The organism is Streptomyces sp. NBC_00273 (assembly GCF_036178145.1).
Lineage (GTDB): Bacteria > Actinomycetota > Actinomycetes > Streptomycetales > Streptomycetaceae > Streptomyces.
Genome location: NZ_CP108067.1, coordinates 6,262,565 through 6,278,014, shown reverse-complemented (window position 1 = coordinate 6,278,014; position 15,450 = coordinate 6,262,565). Strand labels below are relative to the sequence as shown.

Below are 15,450 nucleotides of genomic sequence, written 5' to 3'. Positions count from 1 at the left end.
TCGGAAGGAAGAGGAGTACGACATGAGCACGCTCGGCATCGCCGTCATCGGCACCGGGAAGATGGGCGCCGACCACGTCCGCCGGATCGGGCGGACGGTGGGCGGGGCCCGTGTGGTGGCCCTGGCCGACCCGGACGGGGACCGGGTCAAGGAGGTCGCGGGCACTCTGGACGGGGCGACGGCGCACACCGACCCGGCGGCCGCGATAGCCGCGCCCGGGGTCCAGGCCGTGCTGATCGCCTCGCCCGGACCCGCCCACGAGGAGGCGATCCTGCACGCGCTGGAGCGGGAGCTGCCGGTGCTGTGCGAGAAGCCGCTGACCCCGGACCCGGCGGGGGCCTTGCGCATCATGGAGGCCGAACAGCGGCTGGGGCGACGCCTGGTGCAGGTGGGGTTCATGCGGCGGTACGACGCCGAGTACGCCCGGCTGAAGGAGCTACTGGACGCGGGCGGGATCGGGCGCCCGCTCTTCCTGCACTGCCGGCACCGCAATGCCTCCTCGCCGTCGTTCTTCACCAGCGACATGCTGATCAGCGACTCGGTGGTGCACGAGGTGGACGCGGCCCGCTGGCTGCTGGGTCAGGAGATCACCGCCGTCAGCGTGCTCTCGCCGCGACCCACGGCAGCCGCTCCCGAGGGGCTGAGCGATCCCCGGCTGGTGCTGCTCGAGACCTCCGGCGGGGCCGTCGTCGACGTGGAGATCTTCGTCAACTGCGGTTTCGGCTACCAGGTCCAGTGCGAGGCGGTCGGCGAGGCGGGCAGTGCCCGGATCGGCGACGGACACGCGATGGTGGTGCAGTCGGCGGGCCGCTGGGGCGGCGCCATCGACCAGGACTTCACGGTGCGCTTCGCCGATGCCTACGACCGCCAGCTGCGGAGCTGGGTGGCCGCGGCCGCGCAGGGCCGGGTGGCGGGGCCCGACGCGTGGGACGGCTACGCGGCGGCCGCCGTCTCCGAGGCGGGCCTCGCGGCGGCGCACAGCGGTGTACGGGCCGTCGTGGAGCTGGCGGAACGCCCTGCCCTGTACCGCTGACGCCCCGCCAGCTCCCCACCCGACCCCTGTGGCCCTCTTGTCACAGGGGTCCCCCTTCTGTCACACATGTCCGCATTACGCGGGTCTTCCGTCACAGGAAGTCAACAGCCCCTCCCCTATCGTCACTCAGCGTCGTTCCCCGGGCACAACCCGAGTGATCGTCAGCGTCCACGCGTCGGCTCCCCCGACGGCCTCCCGGCCGACCCCGCGGCGTGGACAAGGAGGTGTCCAGCATGAGTGACCGACAGCTGTGGTCATACAAGGAGATCGCTGCCCACATCCGGGTCCAGCCTGACACCGTGCGCTCCTATCGCAAACACGGGCTGCTGCCCACACCCGACCATGTGGAGGGGGGCAAGCCCTACTGGTACGCCGAAACCGTGCGCGCCTGGGTGGCCCGCCGGCCCGGGAACCGGGGCCGCCGCGAGGACTGAATCCGGCGGGGCGGGTGAGGGGACCCGCCGGGTCCCCTCACCCGCCCCCGCGCCCCTCACCCGGGATCGAGGTGCACCCCCGGCTAGGCGCCGGCCCCCACGGGTATCCGGTCCGGCTCCGGCTCCGGCGCCGGGGGCGCGGACTCGCCTTCGCTCAGGCCGAACCTCTCGTGCAGGCGGCGCAGCGGGGCGGGGGCCCACCAGGTGGCCCGTCCGGTCAGCTTCATCACCGCCGGGACCAGGAGGCTGCGGACGACCATGGCGTCCATGAGGACCGCCAGCGCGATCCCGAGCCCCAGCATCTTGGTGTTGGTCACCCGGGACGTGCCGATGGCCACCATCACCACCGCCAGGATCACGGCCGCCGCGGTGATCAGCCCGCCGGTGCGGGCCAGCCCCGTCCGGACGGCACTCTCGTGGTCCCCGGTCCGGTCGTACTCCTCCTTGATGCGGGATATGAGGAACACCCCGTAGTCCATGGAGAGCCCGAAGGCGATGCAGAACATCAGCACCGGCAGGGTGGTCTCGATGTCGCCGGTGGCGGTGAAGGAGAGGAGCCCGGAAAGGTTGCCGTCCTGGAACACCCACACCACCGCCCCGAACATCGCGGTCAGGCTGAGGGCATTGAGCAGTACCGCCTGCAGCGGTATCAGCAGGCTCCCGGTGAGCAGGAACACCAGCAGGAGCGTAGCGAGGACCACCAGGGCCGCCGCCGCGGGCAGCGCGCCTGCGATGGCCTTCTGTGCGTCGACGAGGACGGCCGCCTGTCCGGTCACCGAGGTCTTGAAGCCGGCGTCCACGGCGCGGACCTCGTCGACCAGGTCCCGAGCCGTCTGCCCCACGGCCTCACCCTCGACGGACACGGAGAAGGTGGTGAACTCGCTTCCCGTCGCGGAGCCGATCGGCCCGTCGACCCGGGTCACCCCGGGCAGGGCGGCCAGCCGGTCCCGGTAGGCCGCGAGGCGCTCGGGGCCGGGGGCTCCCTCGGCGAGCACGGTGATACCGCCGCCGGGGCTGTTCGGGAAGCCGTCGCGGATCTGCTCCTGCACCACGTGGGAGGGGGCGTCCTTCGGGAGCTGCCGGTCGTCGACCGTGCCGAACTTGACCCCCGCGAAGGGCAGACCGAGCAGCAGCAGGCCCACGGTGGTGACCACGGCGAAGACGGGGGCGCGCCGCATCACGAGGGCGGCCGCCCGTCCCCAGCCCCGGCCCGTCTCCACGGGCCCGGCCTCGGCGCCCTCCGCCCGGCGGCGGCGCCACAGCCGGCGCAGGTCCAGGGCGTTGACCCGATCGCCGAGGAGCACCAGGGCGGCCGGCAGCAGGATCAGCGCGGCCGCCGCCGCGAGCAGCACGACCGCGACCCCGGCGTAGGCGAAGGAGCGCAGGAAGTACATGGGGAAGAAGAGCATCGCCGAGAGCGAGACCGCGACGGTGAGCGCCGAGAAGAGCACGGTGCGCCCGGCGGTGCGCAGGGTGGCCCCGACCGCGGCGACCGGATCCCGCCCGGCGGCGAGTTCCTCGCGGAACCGGCGGACGATGAACAGGGCGTAGTCGATGGCGAGGCCGAGGCCGAGCGCGGTGGTCAGGTTCTGGGCGAAGACGGAGACGTCCGTGACCTCGGTGAGTCCGCGCAGTACGGCATTGGTGCCGAGGATGGCCACGATGCCGACGCCGAGGGGGAGCAGGGCGGCGACCGCGCTGCCGAAGACGAGGACGAGCAGGACGAGGGTGACCGGCAGGGCGATGAGCTCGGCGCGCAGCAGGTCTTCCTGAATGGTCCGGGTGACCTCGCGCTGGACCGCCGCGGGACCGCCGAGGGACACCCGCACCGGGCCGTGCTCGCCCTCGAAGCGCGGGGCCATGCGTTCCAGTGCCGCGGTGGCCGCCTTCTCGTCGCCCTGGACGCGGCCGACGATGAGTGCCTGCCGACCGTTCTCGGAGCGCAGCGTGGGCAGCTGGGTGCGCCAGTACGAGCCGACGCCGACGACCCCCCGTTCGGCGGCGAGTGCGGTCGCGAGCCGTTCGGCTTCGGCGGCCACGGCGGGGTCGTCGACCCCGGTGGTGCCCGGCGCGGCATCGACGAGCAGGAGCAGATTGGGCTCGGAGTGCGGGAACTCCCGCTCCAGGGCCCGCGCTGCGTAGGTGGACTGGGCGCCCGGGTCCTCCCAGCCGCCACTTCCCAGCCGGTCGGCGACGCCGCCGCCCGCGACCACGGCCAGGGCCGTGACCAGCAGGGCGAGCAGCAGCGTGAGCCGCGGCCGGGCCGTGACGAACCGGGTCCACCCCGCCTCCGCCCCGGAGGACGGCGGTTTCTTGACTTCGGACATGACTCGGTGTCCCCTTCACCGTGATTGCCAGGCCACATAGACTGGCAAACACGAGCAGTCGCTCGCATTCTCCAAGAATGCGAGCGATCACTCGCGTTTGTCAATCGCCCACGGGAAGCAGGGGATTGGACATGCCGGGGACACGCATGGACAAAAACACCGAAAAGGGGATCAAGGGATCCGCCGTCGACGCCGCTGACACGACCGACAGCGCCGCCGCTGCGACAACCAGCACCGACGCGGGCACCACTGCCGCCACCCCGCGCCGCCGCCAGGCCCGCGGCGAACGCCGGATCTCCCAGCTGCTGGCCGCCGCCGCCGGGGTGTTCTGCCGTACCGGCTACGCCTCGGCCAGCACCAACGCCATCGCCCGCGAGGCGGGCGTGTCGCCGGGCACCCTCTACCAGTACTTCCCCAACAAGGAAGCCATCGCGGTCGAGCTCGGCGGCCAACTGCTCCAGCGCGCGCACGAAATGCACGGACAGGCCTTCCGCCCCGAGAACCTCCAGCGCCCCCTGCCCGAGCTGCTCGACGCCGTCCTCGACCCGGTCATCGCCTTCAACTGCGAGAACCCGGCCTTCTGGGCGCTCATGCACGGCACCGGCGTCCCCGGCATCGCCCAGGAGCACGAGGAACTGCACGCCGGCCTGCTCGCCCGCATCGAGGCCGTGCTGCGCGACTTCTGCCCCGAGGCCCCGGCCCACGAGCTCGCCCACATCTCGAACATGATCCTGGGCATCTTCAAGTCGTCCCTCGACCTGATCCTGGCCCACGAGGGCGACGAGCGCGCCGCGTACACCGCCGAGCTCAAGACCGTCCTGCTGCGCTACCTGGAGCCGATGATCACCGAGGCCCCCACCCACTGACCCGCCCGGCCGGCCCGGCCCGGCCCGCACCGCCTCGGCGCCCTCCGGGCCCCGCGTGCGGGCCGGGAGTCGACCCTTCGCCCCGCCCCGAACTCACCCACCGCGCCCACCGCGCCCACCGCGCCCACCGCCATCGTCACGGACCCGAACCGGCCCTGAAGGTCCCCGGTATCCCTGCGGTCGGGCAGGTGGCGCCCAGCTCCGTCGCGGCCCGGTCGAGCACGTCCGGTCCGATCCAGACGCCGATCAGGGTGCCGCGCGGGATTTCGATGGTCACCAGAGGGCCCGGGATCCACGGCGCCACTCCGCGCGCGAGCAGGGATCAGCGCCGCGGCGGCCGGGATCAGGACGAGGCTTCCCGAGTGATCCATATCAGCCATTTACATACAGTTCGCCTATACCGGCCAGTTTTCCCACGAGGATCGAAAAACTGGGAGCCGATACTCGCTTTGATACCCCCCAGGGGTATAGTCTCGAACTGTCGGGAGCACGGTGGAGCCATCGGCCGCCCTCCCGGTGACCGGCACACGCCCCTGAAGAGGAGAACGACATGACCGCCGAGACGGACACCCAGACCACCACCGTCTACCGGGTGACCGGCATGACCTGCGGACACTGCGAGGGCGCGGTGACCACCGAGATCTCCGCCCTGCCGGGCGTCAGCACGGTCAAGGCCGTCGCCGCGACCGGTGAGGTCACCGTGGTCTCCGCCGCCCCGCTCGCGGACGAGGACGTCCGCGCCGCCGTGGACGAGGCCGGCTACGAATTCGCCGGACAGGTCTGAGCGGCCGCAAGACCCGCACGGCACCCGCGGCAGCCCCGCGGCACCCTGCCGGGCCGTGCCGGCCAGCTCATACTGGTCCCGTACGGCCCGGCCATCCCCCTGGAGCCGGAACATGAGCAGCAGCACAGTGCACGACGGACCGATAACGGCGGTCGAACTCTCGATCGGCGGGATGACCTGCGCCTCCTGCGCCGCCCGCATCGAGAAGAAGCTCAACCGGATGGACGGCGTCGAGGCCACGGTGAACTACGCCACCGAGAAGGCCCGCGTCTCCTACACCGGTGACGTGCAGGTCGCCGATCTGATCGCGACCGTCGTCAAGACCGGCTACACCGCCGAGGAGCCCCCGCCGCCGCCCGCCCCGGAACCCGCCGCCGCCACCGAAGGGGCTCTGCCCGGGGCTCCCGGGGCGACCGAGGTCCCCGACCCGGCTCTCGCCGCACTGCGGCAGCGCCTGCTGGTCTCCGTCGCGCTCGCCCTGCCCGTCGTCCTGCTCGCGATGGTCCCCGCCCTCCAGTTCGACAACTGGCAGTGGCTCTCGCTGACCCTGGCGGCCCCCGTCGTCGTCTGGGGCGGGTACCCCTTCCACAAGGCCGCCTGGACCAACGCCCGGCACGGCGCCGCCACCATGGACACCCTCGTCTCGGTCGGCACGCTGGCCGCCTTCACGTGGTCGCTGTGGGCCCTGTTCTTCGGCCACGCCGGCATGCCGGGCATGCGGCACGGATTCGACTTCTCGATCTCCCGCACCGACGGCTCCTCCGCCATCTACCTGGAGGTCGCGGCCGGCGTCGTCTCCTTCATCCTCCTGGGCCGCTACCTGGAGGCCCGCTCCAAGCGGAAGGCGGGCGCGGCCCTCAAGGCCCTGCTGGAGCTGGGCGCCAAGGACGTCGTCGTCCTGCGCGCGGGCCAGGAGGTCCGGATCCCGGTGGGCGCGCTCGCGGTCGGCGACCGGTTCGTCGTCCGCCCCGGCGAGAAGATCGCCACCGACGGCACCGTCGTCGAGGGCAGCTCCGCCGTGGACGCCTCCATGCTGACCGGCGAGTCCGTCCCGGTCGACGTCGCCGTGGGCGACTCCGTCACCGGAGCCACCGTGAACACCTCCGGACGCCTCGTCGTCGAGGCCACCCGGATCGGCGCCGACACCCAACTCGCCCGGATGGCGAAGATGGTGGAGGACGCGCAGAACGGCAAGGCCGAGGTGCAGCGCCTCGCCGACCAGATCTCCGGGATCTTCGTCCCCGTCGTCCTGGTGCTCGCCATCGGCACCTGGATCACCTGGCTGCTGATCACCGACGACCCCACCGCCGCCTTCACCGCCGCCGTGGCCGTCCTGATCATCGCCTGCCCGTGCGCCCTGGGCCTGGCCACCCCGACCGCGCTGATGGTCGGCACCGGACGGGGCGCGCAGCTCGGCATCCTGATCAAGGGCCCCGAGGTCTTGGAGTCCACCCGCCGCGTGGACACCGTCGTCCTGGACAAGACCGGCACCGTCACCACCGGCCGGATGACCCTCGACGGCGTCTTCACCGCCGCCGGCGTCGACGAGCGCGAACTCCTGCGCCTCGCCGGGTCCCTGGAGCACGCCTCGGAGCACCCGATCGCCCGTGCCGTCGCCGCCGGGGCGGCGGAGCGGGCCGGCTCCCTGCCCGTTCCGGAGTCCTTCGAGAACGTCGCGGGGCTCGGCGTCCAGGGCGTGGTCGACGGACACGCCGTCCTGGTGGGCCGCGAGCAGCTGCTGGCCGACTGGTCGATCGAGCTGCCGGCCGGACTGGCCGGGGCCAAGGCGGCCGCCGAGGCCGCGGGCAGCACCGCCGTCCTGGTGGCCTGGGACGGCGCGGCGCGCGGGGTCCTGACCGTGGCGGACGCGGTCAAGGAGACCAGCGCCGAGGCGGTCTCCCGGCTGCGGGCGCTGGGCCTCACCCCGGTCCTGCTGACGGGAGACAACAAGGCCGTCGCCGCGACGGTGGCCCGCGAGGTGGGCATCGACGAGGTGATCGCCGAGGTCCTCCCGCAGGACAAGGTGGACGTCGTACGTCGCCTGCAGGCGCAGGGCCGTACGGTCGCCATGGTCGGCGACGGGGTCAACGACGCGGCCGCACTGGCCCAGGCGGACCTGGGGCTGGCCATGGGCACCGGCACGGACGCGGCCATCGAGGCGGGAGACCTGACCCTCGTACGGGGTGACCTGCGGGTCGCGGCGGACGCGATCCGGCTCTCGCGCCGGACCTTGGCCACGATCAAGGGCAACCTGTTCTGGGCCTTCGGGTACAACGTGGCGGCCCTGCCCCTGGCGGCCGCCGGCCTGCTCAATCCGATGATCGCGGGGGCCGCCATGGCCTTCTCCTCGGTCTTCGTGGTGACCAACAGCCTCCGGTTGCGGTCCTTCCGCTAGTGCCCCTCCTCCTCACGGTCCCCACACTTCCTTCACGGGAGACGCAGATCACAGTGATCGCAACGTAACCATCCGGGGTCGTCATGGGTCTAATGGGGCGATGCCAAGAACGTCTTGGGGGACGTTTCTCGGAAACCTGGGGAGGTTTCCGTGGGCATCAGCCGGCCGGGACACGTACCCGCGGGAGGCTTTGAGCGGCCCTCCCGGACGAACGGGTCCCGGCACACCGACGCCCCGACTCGGGTCCCGTGGGGGGAATCCGTTTCGGGGAAAAGGGAAGCGCCCCGACCGTCGACCCGTGGGGGGATCGACGGCGGGGCGCTTCTCGCATGCTCAGGGTTGCCTGTGGTGCGCTCCGCGCGGCCGCACGCCGCACGGAGTGAAGCCTCGGGTCAGCGGGCTTCTACGGGGACGAAGTCGCGCAGGACCTCGCCGGTGTAGATCTGGCGCGGGCGACCGATGCGGGAACCCGGCTCCTTGATCATTTCCTGCCACTGGGCGATCCAGCCCGGGAGGCGGCCGAGCGCGAAGAGCACGGTGAACATCTCGGTGGGGAAGCCCATCGCCCGGTAGATCAGACCGGTGTAGAAGTCCACGTTCGGGTAGAGGTTGCGCTCGACGAAGTACGAGTCGGCCAGCGCGTGCTCTTCCAGCTTGAGCGCGATGTCCAGCAGCTCGTCGCTCTTGCCGAGCGCCGAGAGGACGTCGTGCGCCGCCGCCTTGATGATCTTCGCCCGGGGGTCGAAGCTCTTGTAGACACGGTGTCCGAAGCCCATGAGGCGGACGCCGTCCTCCTTGTTCTTCACCTTGCGGATGAAGGCGTCGACGTCGCCGCCGTCGTTCTTGATGCCTTCCAGCATCTCGAGGACGGACTGGTTGGCGCCACCGTGCAGCGGACCCCACAGGGCCGAGATGCCGGCGGAGATCGAGGCGAACATGTTCGCCTGCGAGGAGCCGACCAGGCGCACGGTGGAGGTGGAGCAGTTCTGCTCGTGGTCCGCGTGCAGGATCAGCAGCTTGTCGAGCGCGGAGACCACGACCGGGTCCAGGTCGTACTCCTGGGCCGGCACGGAGAAGGTCATGCGCAGGAAGTTCTCGACGTAGCCGAGGTCGTTGCGCGGGTAGACCACCGGGTGGCCGACCGACTTCTTGTACGCGTAGGCCGCGATCGTCGGGAGCTTGGCCAGCAGGCGGATCGTCGAGAGGTGGCGCTGCTTCTCGTCGAACGGGTTGTGGCTGTCCTGGTAGAACGTCGACAGCGCGCTGACCACGGAGGACAGCATCGCCATCGGGTGCGCGTCCCGCGGGAAGCCGTCGTAGAAGCGCTTCACGTCCTCGTGGAGCAGCGTGTGCTGGGTGATCTCGTTGCGGAACGACGCGAGCTGGTCGACGGTCGGCAGCTCCCCGTTGATCAGCAGGTACGCAACCTCGATGAACGACGAGCGCTCGGCCAGCTGCTCGATCGGGTAACCGCGGTAGCGCAGGATGCCCTGCTCACCGTCGAGGTAGGTGATCGCGGACTTGTAGGCCGCGGTGTTGCCGTAGCCGCTGTCCAAGGTGACGAGCCCGGTCTGGGCCCGCAGCTTCGAGATGTCGAAGCCCTGGTCACCGACGGTGCTTTCGACCACCGGGTAGGTGTATTCACCGTCCGCGTACCGGAGTACTACAGAGTTGTCGCTCACGTCATCCCTCACCGACGTAGTGCCTCTTCTTCGAGGTGCCCTGACTTCCTCTACCTTCCCCCATTTGGCGCAGGAGAGTGCACTCGGGGTCGGCCTTTGGTGCTTTTGACGGCACTGAGTGCCGCCAACCTGCTCATCCTGCCCCCCCGAGCCGGTTGCCGGAACCCCAAATGATCGATCATCTAGGTGATGTTTCCCACCGGTATCCGGCCGGACAGCCTGGCAGCGACCGCCGTGTACCTCCTGCCTGCGGAAACGGTACGCACCGCCTGGCCGAGGGCCTTGCGGGACCCGACGAGGACGACCAGTTTCTTCGCCCTGGTCACCGCCGTGTAGAGCAAGTTGCGCTGGAGCATCATCCAGGCCCCGGTGGTGACGGGGATCACCACCGCCGGATATTCACTCCCCTGTGAACGGTGAATGGTGACGGCGTACGCGTGGGCCAGCTCGTCGAGCTCACCGAACTCGTACACGATCTCCTCATCCTCCTCCGTCCGCACCGTCAGGCGCTGTTCGTCCACGTCGAGGCCGGTGACCACGCCGACCGTGCCGTTGAAGACGCCGTTGGCGCCCTTCTCGTAGTTGTTCCGGATCTGGGTCACCTTGTCGCCCACCCGGAAGACCCGGCCGCCGAACCTCTTCTCCGGCAGGTTCGGCCGGGCCGGTGTCATCGCTTGCTGGAGCAGTCCGTTGAGGTTCCCGGCGCCGGCCGGGCCGCGGTGCATCGGCGCGAGCACCTGGACGTCCCGGCGCGGGTCGAGCCCGAATCTGGCCGGAATCCTGCGGGCGGCCACGTCCACGGCCAGCACCCCGGCCGCTTCGGTGTCCTCCTCCGGGAACAGGAAGAAGTCCGGCAGCCCGTCCGTGATCGGCGGCAAGCCGGTGTTGATCCGGTGGGCGTTGGTGACCACGCCGGACTGCTGGGCCTGCCGGAAGATCCGGGTCAGCCGCACCGCGGGCACCGGGCCGCCCTCGGCCAGCAGGTCCCGCAGCACCTCCCCGGCACCGACCGACGGCAGCTGGTCCACATCCCCGACCAGCAGCAGGTGCGCCCCCGGTGCCACCGCCTTGACCAGCTTGTTGGCCAGCAGCAGGTCCAGCATCGAGGCCTCGTCGACGACGACCAGGTCCGCGTCCAGCGGCCGCTCCCGGTCGTACGCCGCGTCCCCGCCCGGTTTGAGCTCCAGCAGCCGGTGCACCGTGGAGGCCTCGGCCCCGGTGAGCTCGGCCAGCCGCTTCGCCGCGCGGCCGGTGGGCGCGGCCAGCACCACCTTGGCCTTCTTCGCCCGGGCCAGTTCGACGATCGAGCGCACGGTGAAGGACTTCCCGCAGCCGGGCCCGCCCGTGAGGACGGCGACCCGGCGGGTCAGCGCCAGTTTCACGGCGTCCCGCTGCTCGGGGGCGAGCGTGGCCCCCGTCCGCCCGGCGAGCCAGCCCAGTGCCTTCTCCCAGTCCACGTCCCGGAAGCCGGGCATCCGGTCGTCCTCGGCGTGCAGCAGTCGGCGAACCTGCCCCACCAACGACAGCTCGGCCCGGTGGAAGGGCACCAGGTACACGGCGGTCAGCGGGTCCGGCCCGCCCTGCGGATCCGGTACGGGCTCCCGTACGACCCCTTCCGGGTCGGCGGCGAGCTCGGCCAGGCAGTCGATCACCAGCCCCGTGTCCACCTGGAGCAGCTTGACCCCGTCGGCGATGAGCCGGTCCTCGGGCAGGAAGCAGTGTCCCTGGTCGGTGGATTGGGACAGGGCGTACTGGAGGCCGGCCTTGACCCGCTCGGGGCTGTCGTGCGGGATGCCGACGGCCTGGGCGATGCGGTCGGCGGTGAGGAAGCCGATGCCCCACACGTCGGCGGCGAGCCGGTAGGGCTGGTTCTTCACCACGGAGATGGAGGCGTCGGCGTACTTCTTGTAGATGCGCACGGCGATGGAGGTGGAGACGCCGACGCCCTGGAGGAAGACCATGACCTCCTTGATGGCCTTCTGCTCTTCCCAGGCCGCGCCGATCAGCTTCGTCCGCTTGGGGCCGAGCCCGGGTACCTCGATCAGCCGCTTCGGCTCGTCCTCGATGACGTCGAGGGTGTCGGTGCCGAAGTGCTCCACGATCCGGTCGGCGATCTTCGGGCCGATGCCCTTGATCAGGCCGGAGCCGAGGTAGCGGCGGATGCCCTGGATGGTCGCCGGGAGCACGGTCCGGTAGTTCTCCACGGTGAACTGCTTGCCGTACTGCGGGTGGGAGCCCCAGCGGCCCTCCATGCGCAGGGACTCGCCGGGCTGGGCGCCCAGCAGCGAGCCGACCACCGTCAGCAGATCGCCGCTGCCCCGGCCGGTGTCCACGCGGGCGACCGTGTACCCGCTCTCCTCGTTGGCGTAGGTGATGCGTTCGAGCACGCCGTCGACCACCGCCAGTTGGACCGCCCGCGGCGCCCCGTCTGTTGCTGCCATGCCCCGAAACTACCGGGCGGCGCCGACAGCGCGTCAGGCCTGTGGACAACGACGAAGGGGCGGTGCGAGGGAGCGGTGCGAGGGAGCGGTGCGACGGGGCAACGCAAAGGGGGTCCCGCCTCGCGGCCGGACCCCCTCACGGTTACCCCTCCCGTGTCGGACTTCCCGATCCCCCCAGATCCCTCCCCGGAAGCACCGACGCAACATACGACCCGCGGTGCGCCCGCAGGGTTGCATCCGGAACCACAGCTTTACGTTTCCGTTACCCGGCGCCTACTCAAGGTGCCGGCAAAACGACACAGAAGTAGCGTTTCAGGAATGAGCGAATCCTCATTCCAGGACGACGTGCTGGGCGAACTCGGCGACGACAAGCTGACCGAGATCGCCGGCTTGCTCGGCACGGACGACTCCGGCGCCCGGGAGGCCGTCACGGAGACCGTCGGCGCCATGACCGGCGGCCTCCAGCAGAAGGCCGATGCCGACGACGCCGACGGCGTGGCGGTGCGCCAGGCCATCGCCGAGGTCGCCGAGGCCGAACCGCCGCTGGAGGGCGTGGCCACGCTCGGCGGCCTCGGCGGTCTGCTCAGCGGCGGAATGATGGCCGCGGTGCTCGCCAAGGTGGGCAAGCCCGTGGCCGCCGCCGTCTCGAAGCGGACCGGCATCCCCGCCGCCACCATCAGCCGGGTCATCGAGATGCTGATCCCGGTCGTCCTGGCGGTCCTCGCCAAGCGCGCCTCCGGCCGGGCGGCGGGCACGGGGGCGGCGGGCACCGGGGCGGCCGCCGCGGCCCCCGGCGGTCCCCCCGCAACGAGCGCAGGAGCGGGCGCAGGAGCGGGCGCAGGAACGGCCGGCGGCCTCGGAGACCTGCTCGGCGAGATCCTCGGCGGTGGCAAGAAGTAGGCGGCAAGAAATGGCCCCTTCAGGGCCCCACCGGCGCACCCTCCCCCTAGAGTTGCCCCATGGCTGAAGGCGTACGGCTCCGCGACCCGGAACCGGGGGACCTGGGGTGGATCGTGCAGCGCCACGGCGCGCTGTACGCCGCCGAGTACGGCTGGAACAGCGACTTCGAGGGCCTGGTCGCCCGGATCGTCGCGGACTTCGCCCAGGACCACGACCCCCACCTGGAACGGGTGTGGATCGCGGAGCTGGACGGCCGGCCCGTCGGCTCGGTGATGTGCGTACGGGAGGAGGGCGCGCCCGGCACCGCCCGGCTGCGGCTGCTCCTGGTCGACCCGCAGGGCCGCGGCCGCGGCATCGGCACCCTGCTCGTCGACGCCGTCGTGGCCTTCGCCCGCTCGGTCGGCTACCGCGAACTGGTGCTGTGGACCAACGACGTGCTGACCGACGCCCGCGAGCTCTACCTGAAGGCCGGGTTCACCCTGATCGCGGAGCGGCCGCACCGCTCGTACGGAGCGAGCCTGACGGGACAGGACTGGCGGCTGCCGCTCCAGGAGGGCTCCCCGCGCTGACGCCCGAACCGACCCCCGTACGGTTCACGGCGCGCCCCGGGGCCAGCGAGGTCAGCGCCACCCCGCCCACCAGCAGTACGGCCGCCAGCCAGCGCAGCCCCGAGACGGACTCCCCGAGGACCAGGGCCGCGGAGGACATCCCGAAGACCGGGACCAGCAGCGAGAACGGGGCCACCGCGGAGGCCGGGTAGCGCCGCAGCAGGTAGCTCCAGGCGGCGAACCCGAAGACGGTGGACACCCAGGCGACGTATCCGATGACGGCCGCCCCGGACCAGTCCAGGGCCCGCAGCGCGGCCAGGTCCCGCTCGGGGCCCTCCAGCAGGAGCGAGAGCGCGAGCAGCGGCAGGACCGGGACCGTGCACACCCACACCATGAAGTTCAGGGCGTCGGGCGGGGCGGCCTTGCGGGTCAGGACGTTGGACACGCCCCAGCAGGCGGCGGCCGCCACGACCAGCGTGAAGCCGAGCACCGGCCCGGAGGTCCCGCCGTCCACGGCGGCGACCGCGATCCCGGCGAGCGCCACGGCCATCCCGAGCATGCGGACCCGACCCGGCCGCTCGCGCAGCACGAAGGCGGCGAGGACGGCGGTGAAGACGGACTGGACCTGCAGTACGAGCGAGGACAGCCCGGCCGGCATGCCGGCGTCCATGCCGGTGAAGAGCAGGCCGAACTTGGCCACGCCGAGGGCGATCCCGACGCCGACGATCCACTTCCAGGCGGCCTTGGGCCGCCCGACGAAGAACACGGCGGGCAGGGCGGCGACGAGGAAGCGCAGGGCGGACAGGAGCAGGGGCGGGAAGTGGTCGAGGCCGATCTGGATGACCACGAAGTTGAAGCCCCAGACGGCGGCGACGAGCACGGCGAGGGCGGTGTGTACGGGACGCATGCTTCGAGCATCGACTGCCCGACCATGTAGCACCAGCGCGGATGTCTTCCGGGATGGATGAAGCGTTGCTTACGTATGTCCGCGGTGCCACGATGGAGACATGCTCGATCTCGCCCGGCTGCGCGCCCTGCACGCCGTCTCCGTCCACGGCTCGGTCGCCGGCGCGGCGGCCGCCCTCGGCTACACCCCCTCGGCGGTCTCCCAACAGATCTCCAAGCTGGAACGGGAGACCCGCACCACCCTGCTGGAGCGGCGCGGGCGCGGGGTCGCCCTCACCGAGGAGGCCCGCCATCTGGCCGACGCCGCCCAGGAGTTGCTGGCGATCGTGGAGCGCACCGAGACCACGCTGGAGGAGCGGCGCGGCCAGCCCGGCGGGCTGCTGACGGTGGCCGCGTTCGCCTCGGCGGCGCGCGGGCTGCTGCCGCAGGTGCTGGCCGATCTGGCCCGCCGGCATCCGGCGCTGGACGTCCGGCTCACCGAGGTGGACCCGCACCTGTCCGTGGAACTGGTGGCCCGCGGGGTCACCGACCTGGCGGTGGCCCACGACTGGGACATCGCCCCGCTGCCCGCGCCGGAGGGGATCGAGCAGGCGGTGATCGGGGACGACCTCTGCGACCTGGTCGTACCGGCCGGGCATCCCTTCACCACGCGCCGGATCATCCGGCGCTCCGACCTCGGCGGCGAGCGCTGGGTCTGCCAGCCGCCCGGCCGGGTCTGCCACGACTGGCTGGTACGGACCCTGCGCACCGCCGGGTTCGAGCCCGACATCGCGCACGTCGCGGAGGAGAACCACACCATCGTCGCCCTGGTCGCGGCCGGGCTCGGGGTGGCCGTCGTACCCCGGCTGGGCACCGGCGCGCTGCCGCCGGGGGCCGTGGCCGTACCGCTGGAGCCGGGCCCCGTACGCCGGTTGTACGCCCTGTGGCGGACCGGGGCCGCCCGGCGTCCCGCGATCACCGAGGCCGTGCGGAGCCTTCAGGAGCACTGGGCGGACCGGCAGGAGGCGTAGCCGGTGTCGGCCCGGGGGTTCGTCCGGGGGACCTTGCGAGTGTCCGTCGCTCCCCGGGCGTACCGCGGCAGTAGGGTCCGGCGCGTGCCGTACCACGCCTCGCGCCGGAACCTGCTCGCCGCAG

At 71.7% G+C, this 15,450-nt stretch carries 12 protein-coding genes and 1 pseudogene; 8 read left to right on the top strand and 5 right to left on the bottom strand.

All coding sequences use genetic code 11. The annotated features are described in order from the left end of the window. Window positions 1-22 precede the first annotated feature (22 nt). Window positions 23-1,033, top strand: coding sequence for a Gfo/Idh/MocA family protein (locus tag OG386_RS27800; protein ID WP_328790369.1), 1,011 nt, complete (start codon window positions 23-25; stop codon window positions 1,031-1,033). A gap of 233 nt (window positions 1,034-1,266) precedes the next feature. Beyond that, the gene (locus OG386_RS27795; RefSeq protein WP_327385327.1) at window positions 1,267-1,467 is read left to right on the top strand and encodes a helix-turn-helix transcriptional regulator; all 201 of its coding nucleotides are present in this window, start codon (window positions 1,267-1,269) and stop codon (window positions 1,465-1,467) included. Between the two features lie 83 nt (window positions 1,468-1,550). On the opposite strand, the gene OG386_RS27790 is transcribed toward OG386_RS27795, so the two are convergent. Next, on the bottom strand, window positions 1,551-3,794 hold the full coding sequence (locus tag OG386_RS27790; protein ID WP_328790368.1) for an MMPL family transporter: 2,244 nt from the start codon (window positions 3,792-3,794) through the stop codon (window positions 1,551-1,553). A gap of 146 nt (window positions 3,795-3,940) precedes the next feature. Between OG386_RS27790 and OG386_RS27785 the strand changes: the two genes are divergently transcribed. After that, a complete protein-coding gene (locus OG386_RS27785) occupies window positions 3,941-4,660 on the top strand; it encodes a TetR/AcrR family transcriptional regulator (RefSeq protein ID WP_328790367.1) in 720 nt (239 codons plus the stop codon). A 136-nt stretch (window positions 4,661-4,796) separates the two neighbouring features. On the opposite strand, the gene OG386_RS27780 is transcribed toward OG386_RS27785, so the two are convergent. Continuing rightward, on the bottom strand, window positions 4,797-4,937 hold the full coding sequence (locus OG386_RS27780; protein ID WP_328790366.1) for a hypothetical protein: 141 nt from the start codon (window positions 4,935-4,937) through the stop codon (window positions 4,797-4,799). Between the two features lie 273 nt (window positions 4,938-5,210). Between OG386_RS27780 and OG386_RS27775 the strand changes: the two genes are divergently transcribed. After that, the gene (locus OG386_RS27775; RefSeq protein WP_030384770.1) at window positions 5,211-5,444 is read left to right on the top strand and encodes a heavy-metal-associated domain-containing protein; all 234 of its coding nucleotides are present in this window, start codon (window positions 5,211-5,213) and stop codon (window positions 5,442-5,444) included. 112 nt (window positions 5,445-5,556) lie between these two features. Beyond that, a complete protein-coding gene (locus tag OG386_RS27770) occupies window positions 5,557-7,839 on the top strand; it encodes a heavy metal translocating P-type ATPase (protein WP_328790365.1) in 2,283 nt (760 codons plus the stop codon). A gap of 392 nt (window positions 7,840-8,231) precedes the next feature. Here OG386_RS27770 and OG386_RS27765 read toward each other — a convergent pair whose 3' ends face one another. Beyond that, on the bottom strand, window positions 8,232-9,521 hold the full coding sequence (locus OG386_RS27765; RefSeq protein ID WP_328790364.1) for a citrate synthase: 1,290 nt from the start codon (window positions 9,519-9,521) through the stop codon (window positions 8,232-8,234). A gap of 182 nt (window positions 9,522-9,703) precedes the next feature. Next, complete coding sequence (gene recD2, locus OG386_RS27760) at window positions 9,704-11,962, bottom strand: SF1B family DNA helicase RecD2 (protein ID WP_327385322.1); 2,259 nt, start codon at window positions 11,960-11,962, stop codon at window positions 9,704-9,706. A 318-nt stretch (window positions 11,963-12,280) separates the two neighbouring features. On the opposite strand from recD2, the gene OG386_RS27755 reads away from it, so the two are divergent. Together OG386_RS27755 and OG386_RS27750 are read left to right on the top strand one after the other, a co-directional pair. Beyond that, window positions 12,281-12,862: a DUF937 domain-containing protein gene (locus OG386_RS27755; RefSeq protein ID WP_328790363.1), complete on the top strand. Its 582-nt coding sequence runs from the start codon at window positions 12,281-12,283 to the stop codon at window positions 12,860-12,862. Between the two features lie 56 nt (window positions 12,863-12,918). Continuing rightward, window positions 12,919-13,431 (top strand): annotated as a pseudogene (locus tag OG386_RS27750) (GNAT family N-acetyltransferase); the annotation flags it as partial. On the opposite strand, the gene OG386_RS27745 reads toward OG386_RS27750, so the two are convergent. Continuing rightward, window positions 13,337-14,317 carry an EamA family transporter gene (locus OG386_RS27745; RefSeq protein WP_328790362.1) on the bottom strand — a complete coding sequence of 327 codons (981 nt, stop codon included), beginning with the start codon at window positions 14,315-14,317 and terminating at the stop codon, window positions 13,337-13,339. The pseudogene OG386_RS27750 and the gene OG386_RS27745 sit on opposite strands and share 95 nt — an antisense overlap. Before the next feature lie 100 nt (window positions 14,318-14,417). On the opposite strand from OG386_RS27745, the gene OG386_RS27740 reads away from it, so the two are divergent. Further along, on the top strand, window positions 14,418-15,326 hold the full coding sequence (locus tag OG386_RS27740; RefSeq protein ID WP_328790361.1) for a LysR family transcriptional regulator: 909 nt from the start codon (window positions 14,418-14,420) through the stop codon (window positions 15,324-15,326). Window positions 15,327-15,450 lie beyond the last annotated feature (124 nt).